The organism is Streptomyces beijiangensis, assembly GCF_017315755.1.
Lineage (GTDB): Bacteria > Actinomycetota > Actinomycetes > Streptomycetales > Streptomycetaceae > Streptomyces > Streptomyces beijiangensis.
In genome coordinates this window covers 1-19,876 of the sequence record NZ_JAFLRJ010000249.1, presented here as the reverse complement: position 1 = coordinate 19,876, position 19,876 = coordinate 1, and the positions used below count along the sequence as shown (strand labels likewise).

Genomic DNA, 19,876 nt, shown 5'->3' with positions numbered 1-19,876 from the left:
CCCGGCGCAACTTGCAAACTCTCCCGTGACAGGCTGCAATTCCGATGAAATCCTGCTGAAGCAGGGGCACGGGGGACTGCGGGGAGCGGGGGAACACGGGGCACATGGGGGACTTCGGATGGGGTGCGGGCGCGACGGATGCCGGTCCGCGCGCAAGGGACCGGGACGCCCCGGGCCGGCTGAGGATCGACCTGCTCGGCCCGGTCACAGCTCGCAGGGCCGGGGCACCGCTCGATCTCGGCCCGGTGCGCCGCCAGGCGGTCCTGGCCGCGCTGGTCCTGCGTACCGGGACGCTCGTCACCCACCCCCAACTGCTCGACGGCATATGGGGTTCCGAGCCCCCGGGGACGGGCCGCCGCGTCCTGCCGAGCTACGTCTATCCGCTGCGCAAGGCCCTCGACGAACCGGGCACCGCCCCCGCGGGCTCGCTGATCCGAGGCGAGCGCGGCGGCTACCGCTTCGTACCGGGCGAGGCCCGGACCGACCTCGGTGAGCTGGCCGAACTGACCGCCGGTGCCCAGCGGTCGAAGGCCGCGGGCGATCTCGCCGGTGCGCTCGACCACGCCGGCCGGGCGCTGCTGCTGTTCCGTGGCGAGCCGCTGCCCGGCCTGCCGGGACCGTTCGCCGACGCCGAGCGGCAACGGCTCGCCGAGCAGCGGCGCACGCTTCATCACCAGCGTGCGGAGTGCCTCGTACTGCTCGGCAGGTACGCGGACGCCCTGGACGGTCTGATGGCCGCGCCCCTGGCCCCCCAGGCGTACGACGAACCCCGTACCGCTCTGCGGATGCGCGCCCTGTACGGCAGCGACCGCCAGGCCGAGGCGCTCACCGCCTACCAGGAGACACGGGACCTGCTGATCGGCGAGCTGGGGGTGGAGCCCGGCGACGAACTGCGCCGGGTGCACAGGGCCGTGCTGCGCCGGGACGACCTGGTGCTGCTCGGACGGGCGCGTACCACCGCATCCGTGTCACCGTCCGTAGCGGTGGCCGAGCGCCCGGGTCCTCGCCTTCCCAGGAACGAACTCCCCGGTGACATCGCGTGCCTCGTCGGACGTGAAGCCGAACTCGCCCTGCTCACCGCCCCGGTGCCCACCGGAGCCGTCTCCGTGGCGGCCGTGTCAGGCACGGCCGGCGTCGGGAAGACCGCCCTGGTGGTACGCGCGGCCTGGACGCTCCGCGGGCGTTACCCGGACGGCTGCCTCTACGTGGACCTGCACGCGCACGGCGCCGCGCACGAGAGCCTGGATCCGCGACGGGCACTGCACCGGCTGCTGCGGGCGATCGGGTGCGCCAACGGCGACCTGCCCGACGACCTGGACGAACTGGTCACGGCCTGGCGCGCGGCCACCAGCGCACTGAGTCTGCTCCTCGTCGTGGACGACGCCCGCAGCGTGGAACAGGTGCGCCCGCTGCTGCCCGCAGGACCGGGCAGCAGGGTGCTCGTGGCCGGCCGTCAGCGCCTGTCGGGACTCGACGCAGACCTGCGGCTCACCGTGGCGCCCCTCGGCGCGGGCGAAGCGGTCACCCTGCTCACCCACCTGCTGGGAGAGGCGCGCGCCGGGCGGGAGCCCGGGGCCGCGCAGGAACTCGCTCTGCGCTGCGGCGGCCTGCCACTCGCGCTGCGGATCACCGGCGCCCGGCTCCAGAACCGCCCGGCCTGGAGCCTGGCGCACCTGGCGGCCAGGATGGCGGACGACGAGCGCGGCCTCGGCGAGCTGAAGGCCGAGGACCGCAGTGTGGAAGCGGCCTTCCGGCTGTCCTACGACCAGCTTGCGCCCGAACTGCGGCGCACGTTCCGGGCGTTGGGCCAGGCACCGACACCCGCCTTCGACGCACTCACCCCCGCCGTCATGCTGGGCCGCTCCCACCACGACGCCGAGGACCTCCTCGAGTCCCTGGTCGACGCGAGTCTGCTGGAGCAGCCGCAGCCGGGCCGCTACCGACTGCACGATCTCGTACGGGTCCACGCCGGCCGTCTGGCCGCCGAGGTGCCGCAACAGGCGGCCTCCGACCGAGGATCCGCGCTGCACCTCTACACGGCCGCCGGACGGATCGCCAGCGACTGGGGCCCCGAGGGCTTCCCGACAGGACCGGACGTCACCGGCTCACCCTTCTCCGGCTGGCTGGACGCCGCCACCTGGCTGGACGCCGCGGGCGGCGAGCTGGTCGACGTGGTCGCCTGCGCGGTCGCCGCCGGGGAGAGCGACCACGCCTGCTGGATCGCCGAGAGCCTGGTCGACCACTTGGTACGCCAGGGCCGCTACCACGAGAGCCGGGCGGCCCTGGAGCTCGCCCTGTCCCTCGCGGAAACCGCCGCCGACCGGCGGATGCCCTCGTCCCTGCGGAACTGCATGGGCATCGTCGACCTCTATCAGGGGCGCCCGAGGCAGGCGCACACCTGGTTCACCGACGCCCTGCGCATCGCCCGCCACGACCTGCGCGAACAGGCCCGCGCCCGGGCCGGGTTGGGCGGCGCGGAACGGGCCCTGGGCCGTACCGACGAGGCGGTCGTCCACCTGCGCGAAGTGCGGGAGCTCGCTGGCCGGCTCGACGACGACTGGCTGGCCGGGATGTCGACCTGCAACCTCGGCGCCATCCTTCACCACGAAGGACGCCACGAGGAGGCGCTGGAGCACTACGACACCGCCCTCGCCCTCGCCGAGAAGATCGGCAGGCCCAGGATGATCAGCAAGACGCTGTGCTTCATCGCCGAGGCCCATCTCGCGCTCGGTCATTACGCCACGGCCGCAAGCCGGTCGCGGCGGGCGGCCGATCTGGCCCACGAGGTCGGGGACCTGCCGCTTCGGGCGGCGAGCCTGTCGATGCTCGGCGCCGCGGAACACGGCCGGGGCGACCCGGACCTGGCCGTCGCCCTGCACCTTGAGGCGCTGGCCACCCTCACCGAACACACCAGCACCCCGCTGGAGATGGAGATCCGCAGCCGGCTGGGCACCACCTACGCGACGACGGGCCGCCGTGCCGAGGCGCGGCGGCAATTCCTGGCCGCACTCCGACTGACCGGGGCCGAGGACCATCCACGGGAGCGCGGGACGGCACTCGCGGGCCTCAGGGACTGCTGAGCCGATGGCTGAGCCGATCGCGCCGGCTCAGCGGCGGCTCTCCGCCTCCGGGGACCGCTCCGCCACGGCGGTGCCCGTCCCCGTGGGCGCCCAGAGGGTTGCCGCGGAGAGCAGGGCCACGGCTGCCGATCCCACGAGGACGGGTACGCTCCCGAGCCGCCCGGCCAGCGCGCCGCCCGCCAGCGCACCCACCGGCACCGTCGTGAGGAGCACCGCCTGTACGAAACCGGCGACGCGCCCCTGCATGCCGTCCGGAGTGACCAGTTGCTGCGTGGTGGTCATGGAGATCAGCCACACGGTGCCGGACAGCCCGTAGCAGACCTGGTACACGAGCAGCACAGGGAAGGCGAGACCCAGTGAGGCGGCCGGGATCAGGAACACCGCCGCACCCGCCGCGAGCCCGCAGAGCTGCGTGGCCCGCCACAGCCCCCTGGTCCTGGCGAACCGTCCGGCGAGCAGCGCACCCACCAGGGTGGCCGCGCTGTAGGCGGCGTACGTGGTCCCCAACTGCCAGGCGGGGAGCGCCAGATCACGGGTCGCGTAGAACACGTAGAGTGCCGCCGCGGCGCCGCTGCCGAGGTTGAGTCCCGCGCCCGCAAGGACCATGCGGCGCAGCTGGGGCTCCGCGCGGGCCATCATGAGTCCGGTACGCAGCAGGCCTGCCGGTGACTTCGCGGACGCCGGCTCCCGGGAGCCCGCCAGGGCGTTCAGAGTGGTGGGCAGGGCGAGCAGGAACAGGGTCTCGACGGCATAGGCGGCCGTGCCCGCGACGAGCGCGGCATCAGCCCCGAGGAGCCCGACCAGGACACCGCCGAGGGCAGGACCGCCGATCTGCCCGCTCGTACGGGCCGCGGTCAGAGCGGAGTTGGCGGCGAGCAGCCGTTCCGGTCCGACGACGCGGGGGAGTGCCGCCTGGAGCGCGATCGAGAGTGTGAAGGTCAGGGTGCCGGAGACCGCGGCGACCACGTACAGGTGCGCCAGGGTGATGTGCCCCGTGGCCCCGGCGAACGGCACCGAGCCGACCGCCAGTACCTGCAGGCAAGTCACCCACACGAGCAGACGGCGCAGCCGGACCCGGTCGACGAGCGCTCCGGCCAGCGGGCTCAGCACGGCCCCGGGCAGATAGGTCAGTGCCAGCAGCGCGGCCGCCGCGAACGGCCCCGCGCCGAGACCGGTCACGGCCAGCAGCGTCAGCGCGAGCGCGGTGATCTGCCGCCCGACGGAGCTGGCGATCTGCTCGCCGCAGAGCAGAACGAAGGGCCGGTACCGATGGAGGGAGATCGGCCCTTCGGCCGGTGTCGCACCCAACCGTCAGATCGCCGTACAGGGTACGGGCCAGCGGCGCAGCCGCGGCGGCAGCGCCACCGCCCACCCGTCGGCGACCAGGGCGAGCCGCTCGGCCGCGAGCAGGCCGACGGCCTCCCGCTGCACGGCGCTCAGCCCACTGAGCGGCGTGGCCTCCTGCACGGTCGCGAAGGCGGCGAGCAGATCCGGGTGGTCGAGGGTGAACCGCGCCGAGGAGGGCCGTTCCCTGCGGTCCATGACGGTGATGAAATCCGGACCGCGCCGGTGGTAGAGCATCCCGGCGGGGTAAGCGGCGTACGAGGTGCGCCATGCGCCCAACTCGCCCGGTTCTCCGGACTGTTCGGCGGGCGGCGGGAGGTGGTGCAGCATTCGTGAGGCGTACGCGTCACCGCCCTGCGTCCTTTCGCACGCCATCTCCCAGTGCGTACGCAGCCCATGGCTCTGGCACTCGCGCAGGAACTGGACCGCCACCGCCGTTTCGCGCCCCGCGCCGTCCAGACACAGTGGTTCGTCCACCTGGACCTGCCGCCCGGAGACCCGGTGGGCGACGGTCGTGGGCAGCGCGGTCATCCGGCCACCGCCTGAAGGTCCGCAGCGTCGTCCGCCGCCAGGTCGCGGTCCAGCCGGACCGGCACCTCCCGTGTGGGCAGGGACACATAGGTCCGCCCGTCCCGGAACAACAGCCCCGCCGCCAGGGCGTCCTGGAGCCATTCGCCCACTTCCCCCGCCGACACTTCGAGCCCGTCGCCCGTCAGCTTGCGGTGCAGTGCGGGCTCGGTCCGCCCGTCCTCCAGCAGGCGCAGCGCGACCGCCTGCCAGCCGGTCATCCGGTGGGTGCGAAGGGGCCAGCCCTGACGCCGGTCGTGTACGAGCAGTACGTCCACGCCCTCCTGCTGCCCGGCTTCCTCCATCACCAGAGTCGAACCGCCATGGCCGGCGCGCCATACCGCGACGGCCCGCTTGAGCTGCGACTCGACCTCGCCGCCGATGCCCGCGTCCTCCGTGTCGAACAGATAGACAAGGTCGGACAGTTCGGCCTCGGGCAGTTCATAGACGTGCTGGTACATCTCGGCCGGACGCCGTTTGCCGAAGCCGAATCCGGGGTCGGTGAAGTTCGGGCTGAACCGCTCCAGCTGGATGCGGTGCGCACCGCCCGGCGGCTGCAGATGGACGAGCGCGGGCAGTTGGTCGACCACGGGCGCGTAGTCCTCGGCGAGCTCGCCCGGGAAGCCGTACAAATAATTCCAGGTGCAGGTCAGCGAGTGGTTCTCGAACTCGCGGAGCGTGCGCACATTGCGGGCACCGCTGACACCCTTGTCCATCAGGTCGAGTACCCGGTTGCTGAGACTCTCGATGCCGGGCTGGATGAGCACCGCCCCGGCCCGGCCCAGCTGGGCGATCTGGTCGCGGTTGAGGTTGGACTTGACCTCGTAGTGCATCCGCAGGTCCCAGCCGCTCTCTTCGGCGAGCGGCAGGAAGTCCTTGAAGTACGCCATGTCGATGATGTTGTCGACGGTGACGATGTCGAGGATCTGGTGCCGCCGTACGAGGTGGTCGATCTCGCTCCACAGCTGGGCACCGGTCTTGGCGCGGAAGGCCATGGAGGAGCCGTTGAGGCCGCAGAAGGTGCAGTGGTGCTTCTCGCCCCACCAGCAGCCGCGCGCTCCCTCGACGACGAGCTTCGGGTACACGTACTCGAGGACCGGGGACGCGTCCAGGGCGGTCCGCCACTGGTCGTAGTCGGGCGCGGGGATGTCCGTGGGCGCCACGGTGCGCCGGGACTCGGTGTTCGCGCGCGACACCCCGTCGTCCCACCAGCACAGGCCGGGTACGTCGGCGGGCGGTGTGCCCGCGTCCAGGTGGCGCAGCAGGGCGGGGAAGGCGTACTCGCCCTCGCCGCGCACCACATGGTCGACGAAGGGATGGTTGCGGTGCAGGGCGTGCCCCATCGGGCCGTCGCAGTTGCTGCCGCCGAAGACGACGGTCAGTCCAGGGCGGCGGCGCTTGAGCTCGGCGGCCAGTGCGAGTGACGGCACGTTCTGCATGAATGTGCTGGTGAACCCGACGATGTCGGGATCCTGGGCCAGTACTTCCGTCGCGCACTCGGCGATGAATTCGGTGGCGTGCGGCCGCATGGCGGATGCGGTGCCGATGTCGAGGCCGCGACGTGTCGCGTAATCCGTGAGGCGTGCGACGCCCCAGTTCTCGTCCTGGTAAAGGGCGCCCGAGAAGACCCAGTCGCCGAGGCCGTCGAAGATCGAGTCGCTGCCGATCGCCTCGTAGTCACCGGGCCGGAGCCGCCCGCCGGATCTCTCCAGGAGGAATTCGGCCCAGCGCAGCGAGCCGTGGAACTCGCGCACCTCGTCGTCCGGGCGGACCTGTCGCAGCAACTGGTGCAACAGGCCCACCTGGAGAGACGGCAGATCGATCGGGTGCCAGGGCATGGTCACCAGCTGAACACGCATACGGTCCTCTCCGTCTCCATGGACATCTGCCCGCGACTTCCGCCGTGTCAGCGGCTCGGCGGGCGCTTCTCCATGACGGCAGGTTTGCGGTTGGTGCGCTCTTCCTCGCGGATCACTACTTTTTTGATCTCCACGGTCTCTCCCTTGCTCGACAACCTCGAACACCCGTACTTCGAGAGGTAGTTCACCCTAGGTGCATCGCATACGCCCCACAAGGGCACTGCTGTCCCTCCGGCGATGCGGGCCGGTGGCTACTGGGCAGAGCGGTCCAGAAGGTCGAAGAAGGTGTCGCCGCGGACGATCTCGAAGGGGTCCCCGACGAGCTGGCCGAGCGCGGCGATATCGCCCGGTGTCCAGTTCCAGGCGTTGACCGCCCCGGCGATGAACAGCGGCCCGGCGCCGTCCCAGCCCTCGATGTGCTTCAGCAGCGCCGCGTGGTACTCGGCGGCATCGCCCTGCGGCGAGAAGTTGCCGATCACCGGCACCCCCGCCGGGCGGATCTCCAGATCGCCCGTCTCCCAGGACTGGACGATGCCGCGCAGCGGGGTGTTGCGCCGGTAGGAACGGACGACACGGTCGTCGAGGGGCACCCACCCGTCGCCGTCCGCCGTGCGCTGGTTGTAGGCGTACACCAGGTCCATTCCGGTACGGCGCAGGAACCGGCCCGAGAGTTCCGTGTACGCGTCCAGGGCCTCCGCGGGCCAGGAGCCGGGGTAGGTGTATCCGGCGCCGGAGGGGCCCGCGATCAGCAGGTCGTTCCCGGTCGCGGTCTGCTGGTAGTACGCGAGCAGGGCCGGGCCGATGTCGGCGAGGAGCGGACTGACCGTCCAGTTGACGGGAACGCGGCCCCGAGCCGGGTTGTCCCACAGATCGCGCATGCGCCGCTGGCAGTACTGCACATTGTCGCCCTCGCCGACGGTGAGCGTGAGGTACACCCGGTTGCGGAGCGCGACTTTGGGCCGTGGGCGGACCTTGGCGGAGATCTTCGCCGGGACTCCCGCGTGCACGGTGCCGTTCATGTAGAAGTCCGCTGCCACCACCTCGATGCCGTGCTGCGAGGCGCGGTCGACGCCGCCCCACTCACCGGCCACATCGTTGGAGAACCAGCCACAGTACGGAGTGGTGGGCGCGAGGCGCCCGAAGACCTCGTCGAGGAGTTCGCCGGTCGCGCCCGCCGGCGGCAGCCAGAGGACCATCGCCCGTGCGGCGACCGCGTAGTCGCGGAAGTACGGGAACGGCTCCACGCGGGTGGGCGCGGTGGTCGTGGCCGTGATCAAGTACTGGTTCCACAGGTCGACTTCGACGAGCAGCTGCCGGGTCCCTGCCGGAGCCGCGAAGCGGTAGACGAAGTAGCCGCCGCCGTCCGCGAAGCGGTTGGCCTGGCCGCCGACGGAGGAGTTGAGACCGTCGAAGAGGTACGGGGCCTCGGCGTCCGTGCCGGGTGTGAAGGAGGCGATCACCTCACCGTCCGCCTTCACCGTGACCTGGCCGACCGAGGCGCCCCAGCCGTCGTCCCCGTACGCATCCTGGAAGCGCAGGAAGGCGCCGTCCGTGCCGGTGAGTTCGGGGCTGAGGTCGAGCGCGCGGACCGCGCGGTTGGAGGAGTCGCGGACGCGGACGGCCTCCCGGGCGATCTCCCGCCACTTCACCCCGGAGACCGTCACGGTCCTGGTGGGGGCGAGCCCGGCCAGCAGGGCGTGCGAGCAGCGCGGGAAGAGGTTGTCGAGCTGCCAGCGGTAGACGGCCGCCGGGTCGTCATCGAATCGGCCGCGCAGGTCGGCGACGACCTTGAGATCGTGTACGCGGGCCTGCTCGGCGGTGGCGGCAACCGCGTTCTCCAGGCCGGCCAGCGTGGTGGCGACGTTCACCGTGTCGGGAACGGCGGGGTCGTGCAGTACGGCGCCGCGGATCTCCCCGCGATAGCGGTCCACCAGGTCCAGGGCGTTGTCGTGCCGGGTGACGGCGGCACCGGTCCCCTCGAGCCAGCGGGCGTCCGCGGTCCCGCTGTCGAAGGAGAAGTAGAGGCGCGGCTGCTTGCGGTTGACGACGCCCTGGAGGGTGGTCAGCAGCAGTTGGTCGTCCCCGGTCAGGGCGGACACGTCGGCCGTGTCCAGCCGGGTGGGGCGGCCGAAGGACGGCAGCAGCGCAGCCGGGGAGGCCGGCGCCGACGCCGCGGCGGAGCCGGGCAGCGAGAAGCCGAGCCCGGCTGCCGTGAGCGCTGTGCCGTGGGTGAGCAGAAAGGTTCGCCGGGACACCATCAGTGATCACTACTCCTTGATCAAGAAGGCCTGACATCGTTGTCAATGGAGAGTGAAGTTAGCGAGGGGGCAGGGGTGTTGTCCATGGGGCGAACAGACATCGCCAACGGCCCGCACCGGCGGAGTGCATCCGGTGCGGGCCGCGTACACGTCACTTCCGGTACGGCAGCAGGGTTTTGTCCGTACGCTCCCAGGCCGCGCGCAGAGCGCTCACCCGCTCCGGCTCGGCGCGCGCCTTGTCGGCGAGTTCCCGCTGGTCCTCCGCCAGATTGAACAGCTGGTCCTGGCCGCTCTTGCCCTGGTAGTACTTCCAGTCGCCGCGCCGCAGCGCCCGCTCTCCGCGTACCCGCCAGAACAGGTCGCGCTCGCTCAACTCCTCGCCCCTCAGCAGATATCCGGCCAGGCTGGTGCCGTCCAGCGGATACGCCGGGTGCGGCCTGGCCCCGCCGATCTCCAGGAGCGTCGCCGTCCAGTCCGGGCTGAAGTTCGGCTCGTCGCTGACCTGGCCGCCGTCGAGGCGTGCGGGCCACCGTACGATCGCGGGAACGCGGATCCCGCCCTCCTGGAGCGAGGCCTTCTCGCCGGACAGCGGCCACTGGTAGGACCACCGCTCACCGCCGTTGTCGGAGGCGAAGAAGACGAGGGTGTCCCGCTCCTGTCCCGACTCCTTCAGGGTGCGCAGTACCTCGCCGACCGACCGGTCGAGGTCCTCGACCATCTCCGTGTACTTCGCGACCGATCCGCCGTCCTGGTGCCACAGCGCGCTCTTGTCCCCGGCCTTGATCCGCCGCACGATCTCGTCGCTCACCTCGGTGTCCCCGTCCGCGATCCAAGGCCAGTGCGGGGTGGTGAAGTTGAGGTTCAGCAGCCACGGCTTCTCGTGCTCGCGGTCTATGTAGTCACGCGCGCGCTCGGTGAGGATCCGTGTGTAGTAGCGCAGGTCCTTGTGCTCGGCATCCCCCTCGTAGAGGTCGTACTCGCCGCCGAGGCCCAGCTTCGAGTAGTACTCCAGGGCGCCGCCGAAGTTCCCGAAGAACTCGTCCCAGCCCGACTTGGTGGGGGAGTAGTCCGGCAGATAGCCGCAGTGCCACTTGCCGATCAGCGCGGTCGCGTACCCGGCGCCGCGCAGCTGCGACGCGAGTGTCGGATGCGTCGGGTCGAGTCCCACCGTCCGGTCGGCGATGGGCTCGGCGAGTCCGCCCTCCGTACGCCCGGGATAGCGCCCCGTGTACAGGCTGAAGCGCGTGGGCGAGCAAGTGGCAGAACCCGAGTAGGAGTTGGTGAATCTGACGCCCTGTCGTGCGAGGCGGTCCAGGTTCGGGGTCTTGATGTGCGGCGATCCGTAGGAGGACAGGTCGGCCCAGCCGAGGTCGTCCCCGAGGATGAACAGGATGTTGGGACGTCGTGACTTCCGGCCGTGCGCGGACCGGAACTGCCGCTCCTGCGGTACGGGTGCACCGGGTGTGCTCGCGGCGGCGTCGGCGGCGGGCAGGCCGACCGCGGCTGCCGCCGCACCGGCTCCGACGGCACCGCCGAAGGCGCGCCGGGACATACGGGACGTGTGATCGTCGTGCTGAGGCATGCGTGCGCTCCTGAGCATGGGTACGTGCGCGAGGGCGTCACGTACCCATGCGGAAAGAAGGCCGGGAACGGCCGGGTGGGAGAGGGGAGTTACCGGGGATCAGGAGGAGCAGCGACAGATGGCGCTCGCGACACGGACCAGGTCGACGTGGCGGCGCTCCACAAGGGTGACCGTCAGGTCACGGAGGGGCTGCATGATCCGAGAGACTCGCGCGGTCTCCGTGGGCCTGTCAACACCCGTCCGGCACGCAAGACGTCAGTGCGTGGCCGAGAACGCGTCGACGCCGGTGAGGGAGGCCGACAACTCCCAGAGCCGTGCGGCCTGTTCGGGATCGGTCGCGTGCGGGCGCACGCCGTCGCCCGAGCCGTCGGCGGGTGCCGGTCCGGCGATGTCGCAGTCCTCGCAGTACACGCCGCCCAGGCCTGCCAGTTGGGGCGACGTCGCTGCCCAGACCTGGGTCGCCGCGCCCTGCGCGGGAGTCTTGAAGGTGGGGTCGGTCGGGCTGCCGCTCTCGTCGATCCAGCCGGCGGCGACCATCTCCTCCTTCGCCAGGTGACGCTGGAGCGGGGTGAGGATGCTGCCGGGATGCAGGGAGAACGCCCGTACGCCGTGGTCGCGGCCGAGCGCGTCGAGCTGTACGGCGAACAGGGCGTTCGCCGTCTTCGCCTGGCCGTACGCCTGCCACCTGTCGTAGCCGTGCTCGAAGTGCACGTCGTCCCAGCGGATGCCCGAGTTACCGTGGCCGCCCGACGACACGGCGACCACGCGCGCGCCACCGCGTGCGAGTGCCGGCCAGAGCTGGTTGACCAGTGCGTAGTGGCCGAGATGGTTGACGGCGAACTGCGCCTCCCAGCCCGGTCCGACCCGGGTCTCGGGGCATGCCATGACCCCGGCGCTGTTGATCATGATGTCGATGTCCCGGCCCGAGGCGAGGAAGCGCCCGGCGAATCCGCTGACGCTGTCGAGGTCGGCCAGGTCGAGCTCGTCGGTCTCGACGCCGTCGATTCCCCCGACGGCCTCCTGCGCGGCCGCCCGTCGCCGGGCGAGGACGATCACACGCGCTCCTGCCCGGGCCAGGGCCCGGGTTGTCTCCAGACCCAGGCCGGAACTGCCGCCGGTCACGACGGCGGTCCTTCCCGACAGGTCGATCCCCGCCAGGACGTCGTCCGCGGTGCTCCGGGCGCCGAAGCCCGATCCGATCTTGTGCTGAGGTGTCGTCATGGACGAGAAGCTAGATGCTCGACCGCGGTCCAAGTCAACGGCGTAGGCTCGGCCGCGCACCCAATACCAGTATCAACTGGCCCATATAGGATGCGTGCTTCGTCTCTTTGTCCTCTGCAAGTGCCAGGAGAGTCCTTGTGTCAGTAGCCCTCGCTCCGTCCGAAACCGCCGCCCTGTCCGCCGAGGGCCAGGACCTGGTGGTACGGGACGCCCGTGAGTTCGGAGCCTATGCGCGGACCGGCGGCTGGGCTTTCGCCCTGAAGGTGGCCCGCAGCGTACGGCCCGGTGGACAGCCCGCCGGTGATTCGCCGAAGGTCTCCGCGAAGGAGTTCGGCGAGCTCGCCGGATGCTCGGCCGAGCGGGTCCTGCGCTACTGCAAGGCCTGGGACCTGGCCGCCGACGACGGCCTGGTGCCCCAGTTCGAGGTGCTGGTCCCGGGGGAGGACATCGAGCTGCCGGACTCCGATGTGTGGCACGCGTACTACTCCTCACGCTCCGGAGCCACCTCCGTGCGCGGCACCGCGATCACCGCGGCGGCCGAGGCCGAGGGGATCAGGCCGACCAAGGCCCTGGAGGTCGCCGAGAACCCCACCGCGCTGCGGGCCGCGATCCTCGCCGATCCCTCCACCGCCCAGGCCGCCAGGGCCGCGCTCCTGGACCGGATCAAGGAGGACCCGGCGCTGCAGACCGAGCTGGCCCGCGACATCGCGCGTACGGACGGGCTGAAGAAGGCGGTGGCCAGCGAGAGCAGGGCGGCCGACCGGATCGGTTACGTACGCCAGATCGTCGACAACGGGCAGATCAGGACCGCGGCCGGGCAGACGGTCGACGCCCCGGCCGAGCTGCGTGCCGAGGCCGAGCGGCACCTCTCCCTCATCGACGAGCTGGAAGAGGGCGAAGAGGCCGGTGAGTGGGCCAGCGAGGCGTACGACACCGTCAAGGACCTGGTCGCCCAGGCCGTGGAGGCCGACCCCGAACTGCGCGTCCAGGAACGCCGTACGAAGTTCTACAGCAGCCTGCAGAAGGCGACCCGGGTGTTCGAGGAGCTGACCCTGGACGACGCCGACGACATCTACGAGGACGACATGGTCCAGCGCCTCGAAGACCTCCAGAAGGCGCTGGACACCTGCATCGCCGCCCTGCGCAAGGCGGCCGCCGCGCACTGAGCAGGATCCGCCGGGCGTTGTTACGGAGCTGCCGCGACCGGGGAGGCGATGGCGAAGTCCGCCGGGTTCACGCCGCCCTCCTTGGTGTCGTCGTTGGCGAAGACGAACGACTCGATGGGAATGTTGCGCTCGGTGCTGAGGGCCGCCGACAGCTCCTGCAGCACGACGGTCTCCAGTACGACGCGGGCACCCGGCGCCGCGTCCGGCAGCCGGACCACGCCGAGGCTGTCGGACGGTGCGACCTGCCGGGCGGTGACGAGCAGGGTGCAGTGGCCCGCGCCGGACAGCGAGCGGGCCAGCTCGATCTCCCGGCCGTCGCCGAAGACGATATGCAGGGTGTTGCCCGCCGACTCCATCTCACCGTGCAGATAGTTGCGGGTGACGGAGGCGGCGGCCGGCATCCGTACGACCTCGCGCAGCAGCAGCGCACCCTCCTCGGCGGAGGCCCGCGAGGCCCCTGCGGCGACCACGTCCGCGGCGACACACCGCGCGGCGCGTGCCTGGAGTCCGCCGATCACGTCCGCCGCCTGTTCGCGTACCGCCGTCATCCGCGCGCCGATGCCGTGCCAGGGGTCGTCGGAGGCATCGCGGCCCGCGATGGCGCCCGCGATCAGGTCGAGGGCGGCGATCGTGCCGGTGAACCCGATGGTCGAGGCGTACGAGTCGGGCTCGTTCCCGAGGTCGACGGTCATGTCCGCGAGCCTGCCGAGCGGGGACTCCAGCACATTGAGCACGGCGACGTTCGGTACGTCTCCCGCCTCCTTGAACGCGGCGATGGTCTCCGAGCTGCGGCCGCCCTGCGATATCCCGATCAGCAGGTCGGTCTCGAAGCCGTGCGTGCCTTCCTCGATCTCGCTGGACAGCACGCGCCGGCCGTCGATGCCATGGGTGCGCAGTACGTCGACAGGGACGGCCAGTGCGGCGTACGAGGCGCCGATCCCTGCGAAGAGGGGGCGCTTCGCCTCGCGCAGCCGGTCGAGGCCGGCACCGGTGAGCTGCTGCTGTACGTGGGTGATGACGCGTTCGAGCGCCTGCGGCTGGTCGGTCTGTCCCTCGGTGAAGGTGATGCGGGATCCGGACATCGTGGTCGTTCCTTTCGTGCGCTTCCAGGGTGCGGGGGAAGCGGGCGAGCGAGAAGTGGTGCGGTGGCGGCTGCGGCGGCCCGGACCGGTCAAGTCCTGGACGCGGTGGTGTCGTCCGCCGGGGTCGCGGCTGCCGGGATCTCAACGGCCTTTTCGGTCACGGCAGTTCCCTCGTCGTCCTCCACCGGTTCACGGCCCGGTGTGGGGAGGTTGAACTTGAGAATGGCGAACCGGAAGATCACGTAGTAGAGGGCGGCGAATACCAGACCGATGGGTATGAGCATCCAGGGTTTGGTGGCGATGCCGTAGTTGACGACGTAGTCGATCGCACCGGACGAGAAGCCGAAGCCGTCCCGGATGCCGAGGGCGTAACAGACGGCCATCGAGACACCGAACAGCAGTGAGTGGATCGCGTACAGGAGTGGCGCGACGAACATGAAGCTGAACTCGATGGGTTCGGTGACGCCCGTGACGAACGCGGTCAGCGCGACCGAGATCATCATGCCCTTGACCATCTTGCGGTTCTCGGGGCGGGCGGTGTGCGCGATGGCCAGGGCCGCGGCGGGGAGGGCGAACATATAGATCGGGAAGCCGCCGGTCATGAACTGTCCGGCGCTCGGGTCGCCCGCGAGGAAGCGTGCGATGTCGCCGTGGACCTCGGCGCCGGTGGCCGGGTTGACGTACGTACCGGCTTCGAACCAGGGGAAGAACGAGAAGAAGTGGTGCATCCCGATCGGGATGAGCGCACGGACCACCACACCGAAGATGCCCGCGCCCCAGGCTCCCGTGCCGATCAGCCACTCACCGAAGTGGAAGAACCAGCCGCCCACCTGCGGCCAGATCAGGCCGAAGAGTGTGCCCATGCCGACGCCGGCGAAGGCGCTGAGGATGGGGACGAGGCGCCGGCCGCCGAAGAAGCCCAGCCACTCGGGGAGCTTGGTGCGGCTGAAGCGCTGGTAGAGCAGGGCGGCCACCAGGCCCATGACGATGCCGCCCAGGACCTTGGCGTCCAGCGGTTCGCCGTCCGCGCCCTTGGGGAAGGCGGCGCTGGCCAGGACGGCCTTGAAGACGAGGTAGCCGACCGCGGCCGAGAGAGCTGTGGAGCCGTCGGCCTTCTTGGCGAAGCCGATGGCCACGCCGATCGCGAACAGCAGCGGCAGATTGTCGAAGACCGTCTGGCCGCCCGCGTTCAGGATGATGCCGAACTTCTGGATGAAGTCCGGGAGCGACTTGTGGCCCAGCAGATCCGTTCCGCCGAGGCGGACCAGGAGCGCTGCGGCGGGCAGTGTTGCGACCGGCAGCATCAGGCTGCGGCCGATGCGCTGCATGACAGCCATGACGCCGCTGCCGCCACGCTTCTTTCCGGTGGCCGTACTCATCCGTCTTCCTCCATCACGCAGGGGGATCCGGCGGCAGCACAGGGGGACATGGCCACCGGGGAGCGGCCCCGGCGGGGTTCCGGCGGGTCGCTACGCCAGTAAAGGTACGTAGTGGTAAGCAATTGGTCAACACTGGTCTTTAGTGGTCTGACCTTTGGGGGTCGAATTAGGGCTGGAAGGCTGCCGGACGCCGCCGGAAGTCCCATTCTGCGCCTACTGGATCCGACCAGTGGTAGGCAGTGGTATTCTCGGTGTCGATCTCCGGAGGTTCATCGATGCCCGACGACGCCACGCCCGCGCGCCTGCCCGAGCGCCAGAACGGCGCGGACCCGCTGTGGTCCCAGGCCGCCGACCTCATCCAGGCCGAGATCACCCGCCGGGGCCTGCAGCCCGGGGCCAAACTGCCGCCCGAGCGCGAGCTGTGCACACAGCTCGGCATCTCCCGGGTCACGCTGCGCAAGGCGCTCACCCATCTCGTGGAGCTGGGCGTGGTGACCGCTTCGCACGGGCGAGGCTGGTTCGTGGCCGCGTCGGTGCCGACGCGCGAGTGGCCCAAGGACCTGGAGTCCTTCACTGCCACGGCCCGGCGCAAGCACATGAAGGCCGGCTCGCTGGTGCTCCGCCAGGACATGGGCGTCGCCTCGCTCGACGAGGCGGACCGGCTCGACGTTCCGGCGGGTACGCCCCTGCTCCGTCTTGAGCGCGTACGGCTCCTCAACGATGTCCGCATCGCCGTCGACCGCACCCTCGTCGACGTCGCTCTCGCGCCGGGCATCGAGGATGTCGACTTCGGCTCCGACACCTCCCTCTTCGACGAACTCCGCCAACGGGGCGTGGAGCTCGACCGTTCCGAGACGACGATCGAGGCGCGCAGCGCGGACGACACACTGGCGGAGCACCTCGGGATCGAGCCCGGCTCGCCCGTGCTGGTGCTCGACCAGACCGTTTTCGGGCGCGGCCGGCGTCCCGTTCTGCTGTCGACCGTCGAATACAGCGGCGACCGCTACCGACTGCGTACGACACTTCAATCAGGCTGACACGCGTGGAACGCCTTGATGGCCGCCGATGGTCCGTATCCGCGGGCCGTTGGTCCTGGCGGCGTGTCCGTCAGAGGGAGCGGGCGGCGCCGCCGTCGATGCGGATGGACTCGCCGTTGATGTAGGCGGCGTCCTCGGAGACGAGGAAGCGGGCGAGCTTTCCGATCTCCTCGGTGGTGGCGTAGCGACCGGCCGGGATCTTCGCCAGGAACTCCGGGTCCTCGGGCCAGCTGTCGACGTATCCCGGCATGAGGCTGTTCATCCGGATCCCCTTGGCCGCATGGGCGTCGGCGTACAGCTTGGTGAAGCTGGTGAGGGCGGCGCGCAGGCTGGAGTTGACCGGGATGAGGCCCATTGGTTCGAACGCCGTGTACGAGGAGAGATTGACGAAGGCGCCGCGCCCCGCCCTCTCCATGTGCGGGGTCACGAGCCGGGCCATCCGCACCACGCTGAGCAGCAGCATGTCGAGGCCGTCGTGCCACTCCTGGTCGGTGACCTTCAGCAGCTCGTCGTTCCTGGCGTGACCCGCGCCGTTGACGACGGCGTCGATCCGGCCGTAGTGGTCCATGGTGGTGTCCACCAGGCGCTTCAGATCGGACGGTTCGGTGAGCGAGCCGACCGTCGCGATCCCGCCGAGCTCATCGGCGAAGTCCTGGACGGTGTCGTTGACGTCCAGGAGGGAGAGGCGGTAGCCGGACTTCGCGAGTTCGCCCGCCATGCCGCGACCGATTCCGGATCCGGCGGCGGTGACGATGGCGACGGGGGCGGCCGGGGCTGTGGGGGTGCTCACGGTGGTGCTCCTGCTGGGGCGGGGGAATTCGTCGGTACGACGGTATGGCATTCATCGTACAGTGAGGGTCTCGAAACGGACAAACCATGTCAGTATGTGGTTCGTCGTACCATCGAGGTATGGCCATGTACCACCCGCACCGCGACCAGCTGCTCGTCGAGGATGTGCTCGCCGCCCTCGGTCATCCCGTACGGCTGCACATCGTCCGCGAACTCGCCGCGTCCCCCGGCGAGCGGACCTGCGGCAGCCTTCCCCTGGAGGTCACCAAGGCCACCGCCACCTTTCACTGGCGGGTCCTGCGCGAGTCCGGCATCACGCGCGAGCACAAGGCGGGCCGCTACAAGGCCGTCGAACTGCGCCGCGACGACCTCGGCACCCGCTTCCCCGGACTCCTCGACGCCGTGCTGGCCGCGACGTCCCCGACCCTGGAGGACGGCGCGGATCAGCGGCGCAGCAGCCGCAGCGGGGTGTAGACGGCGAGAGCCACGAGGAATGCCACGCCGTACGCGAGGTCGGCGCCGTGCAGAGCCTCGGCCACCGGGCCCACGTACAGACCGGTGCTCATGAACGGCACCGCGGCGGCGAACGCGACGGCGAACGCGGTGAGCGCGGGCCACCAGGGCTGCTTGCGCGCACTCTCGGCGGCCAGGTCGACCGGGGCGCCGCCGCGGGCCCTCGCGCGGACGGTCCAGTCGACGGCCACGATGGCGACGAACCCGGGGATCCAGTAGCCGACGAGGAGCAGCACGTTCTGGAAACGTGCGGTGGTGTCCGCCGCGTGCATCCACAGCACGAGCGGGAAACCGAGTGCGGCGGCGAGCGCGGCGGCCAGCGGGCGCGGCACGCGGACGCCCATGGTCTGCAGTGCCAGTGATCCGCTGTAGTCGTTCATGGCATTGCTGCACAGGGCGGCGAGCGCCACGGCGAGCAGGCCGAACGCACCGAGCGCCCCGCCGCCGAGGAGCGTGTCGATGCCGCGGGCGGTCTGGTCGGTGAAGACGGACGCGCCCCACAGGCCGAGGGCCTGGACCGCCACGAAGGACACGCTGACGCCGAGCAGGGTGAAGAGGAACATGCGTGGCCGGGACGCGCTGCGCGGCAGATAGCGGCTGAAGTCGCTGGCGTACGGCGCCCAGGACAGCGCCAGGCTCAGCGCGATGGTGAAGGTCAGGACGAACGCGCCCGCCCGGTCCGCGCCGTGCGCGGTGCCGGTGGCAGCCGGGTGGACGCCATCCAGGAGCTTCGTGGAGAGCACCGCGAAGGCGGCGGCCAGGCCGAACGTCATCACCGTCTGGAGCCGGTGGATCGCCTCGTAACCCAGCACACCGAGCGCGCCCTGCCCGGCCATCATGACCAGCACACCCAGCCAGAAGGGCCAGCCGCACAACTGGGCCAGCGCCTCCCCGCCGAACAGTCCGATCAGCGCGTCCCAGGCGATGGACGACAGCCACTGCAGTGCGCCCGGCAGTACGACGCCCCGGCCGAACGCCAGCCGGGCGAGCGGGAGTTGCCCGGCCCCGGTCTGGCTTCCCCAGGTGCCCAGATACGCGGTCGGCACAGCGCCGACGAGAGTGCCGAGCACAACGGCGGCGAGCGCCGTCGCGAAGTCCAGGCCCAGCGCGATGCCGACGGTGCCGGTGAACACGCCGGTCATGGTCAGGTTCGGGGCGAACCAGACCGTGAAGAGCCGGCCGGGGCCGCCGTAGCGGCGATTCTCGGGGACGGGGGCTATGCCGTGCGACTCGACACGGAGATCGCCGGGGGCCGCGGGCATGCGCCCGTCGAAAGCGGGCTGCGGATCGGTGACGGTGAACTCACCCTGGGCATACGGCAACGACATGAAGACATCCCTCCGCCAGTTCTAACTGGTTCAGGTTCAACGGGTCTGATCTCAGCCCTCGTGCGGGGCACCCCGTGTCCGGTTCGGCCGTCAGGATAGCCCGGCCTGCGCTGATGTCCAGCCGGTGGGGTCGTCAGCGGGGCGGGCCGACGACGATCTGTCCGTACGTGTCGGCGGCCTCGGCCAGCAGCTCGGGGGAGATCCGGAACCCTTCGGGGCGGGGCGTCGACCGGTCGCGCCCGGCGTGGCGGAACATGCCCTCGATACCGGCAGGGGTGCAGATCATCAGCATGTCGGCGGAGTCGGAGGTGATCCGGTAGCTGTGCGGGATCTTCTTGGGCAGAAAGACGATGCCGCCCTCGGACAGTTCGGTCTGCGTGTCGCCGGCCCACACGAGGGCGCTTCCCTTGAGGAGGAGGAAGACTTCGTCCTCCCGGGTGTGCAGGTGGTACGGCGACGCCGCGCCCCTGGCGAGGGAGAACCTGCCGACGGTGAGCTGCCCGTCGGTGGCCGCGCTGTCGAGGAGCACGGCGAGGACTCCGCCGTCGAGCCATTCGAGCTGCTGCTGCTGATCGGACTGCGCGAGGTAGGCCATGCTCATGACTGCGTCCCTGGGGTGGGAGGGGGAGCGAGGGCGGGGCTACGGGTCGGATCCCTGCGATCGTAGGGTG

General features: G+C 70.7%; 16 protein-coding genes and 1 riboswitch. Of the genes, 4 read left to right on the top strand and 12 right to left on the bottom strand.

The features are described 5' to 3' along the window. Positions 1 to 104 precede the first annotated feature (104 nt). Positions 105 to 3,080, top strand: coding sequence for an AfsR/SARP family transcriptional regulator (locus tag J0695_RS24760; protein ID WP_206965322.1), 2,976 nt, complete (start codon positions 105 to 107; stop codon positions 3,078 to 3,080). Between the two features lie 27 nt (positions 3,081 to 3,107). Here the strand turns inward: J0695_RS24760 and J0695_RS24755 are convergent, their stop codons facing one another. The 7 genes from J0695_RS24755 to J0695_RS24730 all read right to left on the bottom strand — a co-directional run bounded on the left by J0695_RS24755 (position 3,108) and on the right by J0695_RS24730 (position 11,911). Next, positions 3,108 to 4,388, bottom strand: a complete 1,281-nt coding sequence (locus tag J0695_RS24755) for an MFS transporter (protein ID WP_206965306.1) — start codon at positions 4,386 to 4,388, stop codon at positions 3,108 to 3,110. Positions 4,389 to 4,391: 3 nt separating this feature from the next. Then, positions 4,392 to 4,955: a DUF5825 family protein gene (locus J0695_RS24750; RefSeq protein ID WP_206965304.1), complete on the bottom strand. Its 564-nt coding sequence runs from the start codon at positions 4,953 to 4,955 to the stop codon at positions 4,392 to 4,394. After that, positions 4,952 to 6,850 (bottom strand): RiPP maturation radical SAM C-methyltransferase, encoded by a 1,899-nt coding sequence (locus J0695_RS24745; protein WP_206965289.1) that lies wholly within the window; start codon positions 6,848 to 6,850, stop codon positions 4,952 to 4,954. The genes J0695_RS24750 and J0695_RS24745 overlap by 4 nt, the downstream gene beginning before the upstream one ends. Before the next feature lie 251 nt (positions 6,851 to 7,101). Beyond that, positions 7,102 to 9,108, bottom strand: a complete 2,007-nt coding sequence (locus tag J0695_RS24740) for a GxGYxYP domain-containing protein (protein WP_206965280.1) — start codon at positions 9,106 to 9,108, stop codon at positions 7,102 to 7,104. A gap of 151 nt (positions 9,109 to 9,259) precedes the next feature. After that, positions 9,260 to 10,690: a sulfatase family protein gene (locus tag J0695_RS24735; RefSeq protein WP_242553138.1), complete on the bottom strand. Its 1,431-nt coding sequence runs from the start codon at positions 10,688 to 10,690 to the stop codon at positions 9,260 to 9,262. Between the two features lie 99 nt (positions 10,691 to 10,789). Next, positions 10,790 to 10,885 carry a putative leader peptide gene (locus J0695_RS45715; protein WP_344106373.1) on the bottom strand — a complete coding sequence of 32 codons (96 nt, stop codon included), beginning with the start codon at positions 10,883 to 10,885 and terminating at the stop codon, positions 10,790 to 10,792. A 60-nt stretch (positions 10,886 to 10,945) separates the two neighbouring features. After that, the gene (locus J0695_RS24730; protein ID WP_206965271.1) at positions 10,946 to 11,911 is read right to left on the bottom strand and encodes an SDR family NAD(P)-dependent oxidoreductase; all 966 of its coding nucleotides are present in this window, start codon (positions 11,909 to 11,911) and stop codon (positions 10,946 to 10,948) included. A 137-nt stretch (positions 11,912 to 12,048) separates the two neighbouring features. Here J0695_RS24730 and J0695_RS24725 point away from each other — a divergent pair, with 137 nt between their 5' ends. Beyond that, positions 12,049 to 13,077: a hypothetical protein gene (locus J0695_RS24725; protein ID WP_206965269.1), complete on the top strand. Its 1,029-nt coding sequence runs from the start codon at positions 12,049 to 12,051 to the stop codon at positions 13,075 to 13,077. Positions 13,078 to 13,097: 20 nt separating this feature from the next. Here J0695_RS24725 and J0695_RS24720 read toward each other — a convergent pair whose 3' ends face one another. Beyond that, the gene (locus J0695_RS24720) at positions 13,098 to 14,159 is read right to left on the bottom strand and encodes an SIS domain-containing protein (RefSeq protein WP_206965268.1); all 1,062 of its coding nucleotides are present in this window, start codon (positions 14,157 to 14,159) and stop codon (positions 13,098 to 13,100) included. An 89-nt stretch (positions 14,160 to 14,248) separates the two neighbouring features. Continuing rightward, positions 14,249 to 15,538: a PTS transporter subunit EIIC gene (locus J0695_RS24715; protein ID WP_206965266.1), complete on the bottom strand. Its 1,290-nt coding sequence runs from the start codon at positions 15,536 to 15,538 to the stop codon at positions 14,249 to 14,251. 275 nt (positions 15,539 to 15,813) lie between these two features. On the opposite strand from J0695_RS24715, the gene J0695_RS24710 reads away from it, so the two are divergent. After that, positions 15,814 to 16,575, top strand: coding sequence for a GntR family transcriptional regulator (locus J0695_RS24710; protein WP_206965264.1), 762 nt, complete (start codon positions 15,814 to 15,816; stop codon positions 16,573 to 16,575). Positions 16,576 to 16,645: 70 nt separating this feature from the next. On the opposite strand, the gene J0695_RS24705 is transcribed toward J0695_RS24710, so the two are convergent. Further along, the gene (locus J0695_RS24705; RefSeq protein ID WP_206965261.1) at positions 16,646 to 17,365 is read right to left on the bottom strand and encodes an SDR family oxidoreductase; all 720 of its coding nucleotides are present in this window, start codon (positions 17,363 to 17,365) and stop codon (positions 16,646 to 16,648) included. 119 nt (positions 17,366 to 17,484) lie between these two features. On the opposite strand from J0695_RS24705, the gene J0695_RS24700 reads away from it, so the two are divergent. Continuing rightward, the gene (locus tag J0695_RS24700) at positions 17,485 to 17,838 is read left to right on the top strand and encodes an ArsR/SmtB family transcription factor (RefSeq protein ID WP_206965259.1); all 354 of its coding nucleotides are present in this window, start codon (positions 17,485 to 17,487) and stop codon (positions 17,836 to 17,838) included. On the opposite strand, the gene J0695_RS24695 is transcribed toward J0695_RS24700, so the two are convergent. Both J0695_RS24695 and J0695_RS24690 read right to left on the bottom strand, forming a co-directional pair. After that, the gene (locus tag J0695_RS24695; protein WP_206965256.1) at positions 17,808 to 19,205 is read right to left on the bottom strand and encodes a purine-cytosine permease family protein; all 1,398 of its coding nucleotides are present in this window, start codon (positions 19,203 to 19,205) and stop codon (positions 17,808 to 17,810) included. The genes J0695_RS24700 and J0695_RS24695 overlap by 31 nt on opposite strands. Continuing rightward, positions 19,196 to 19,290, bottom strand: a riboswitch (TPP riboswitch). Its footprint overlaps the gene before it by 10 nt. A gap of 48 nt (positions 19,291 to 19,338) precedes the next feature. Beyond that, positions 19,339 to 19,806 carry a cupin domain-containing protein gene (locus J0695_RS24690; RefSeq protein WP_206965246.1) on the bottom strand — a complete coding sequence of 156 codons (468 nt, stop codon included), beginning with the start codon at positions 19,804 to 19,806 and terminating at the stop codon, positions 19,339 to 19,341. Positions 19,807 to 19,876 lie beyond the last annotated feature (70 nt).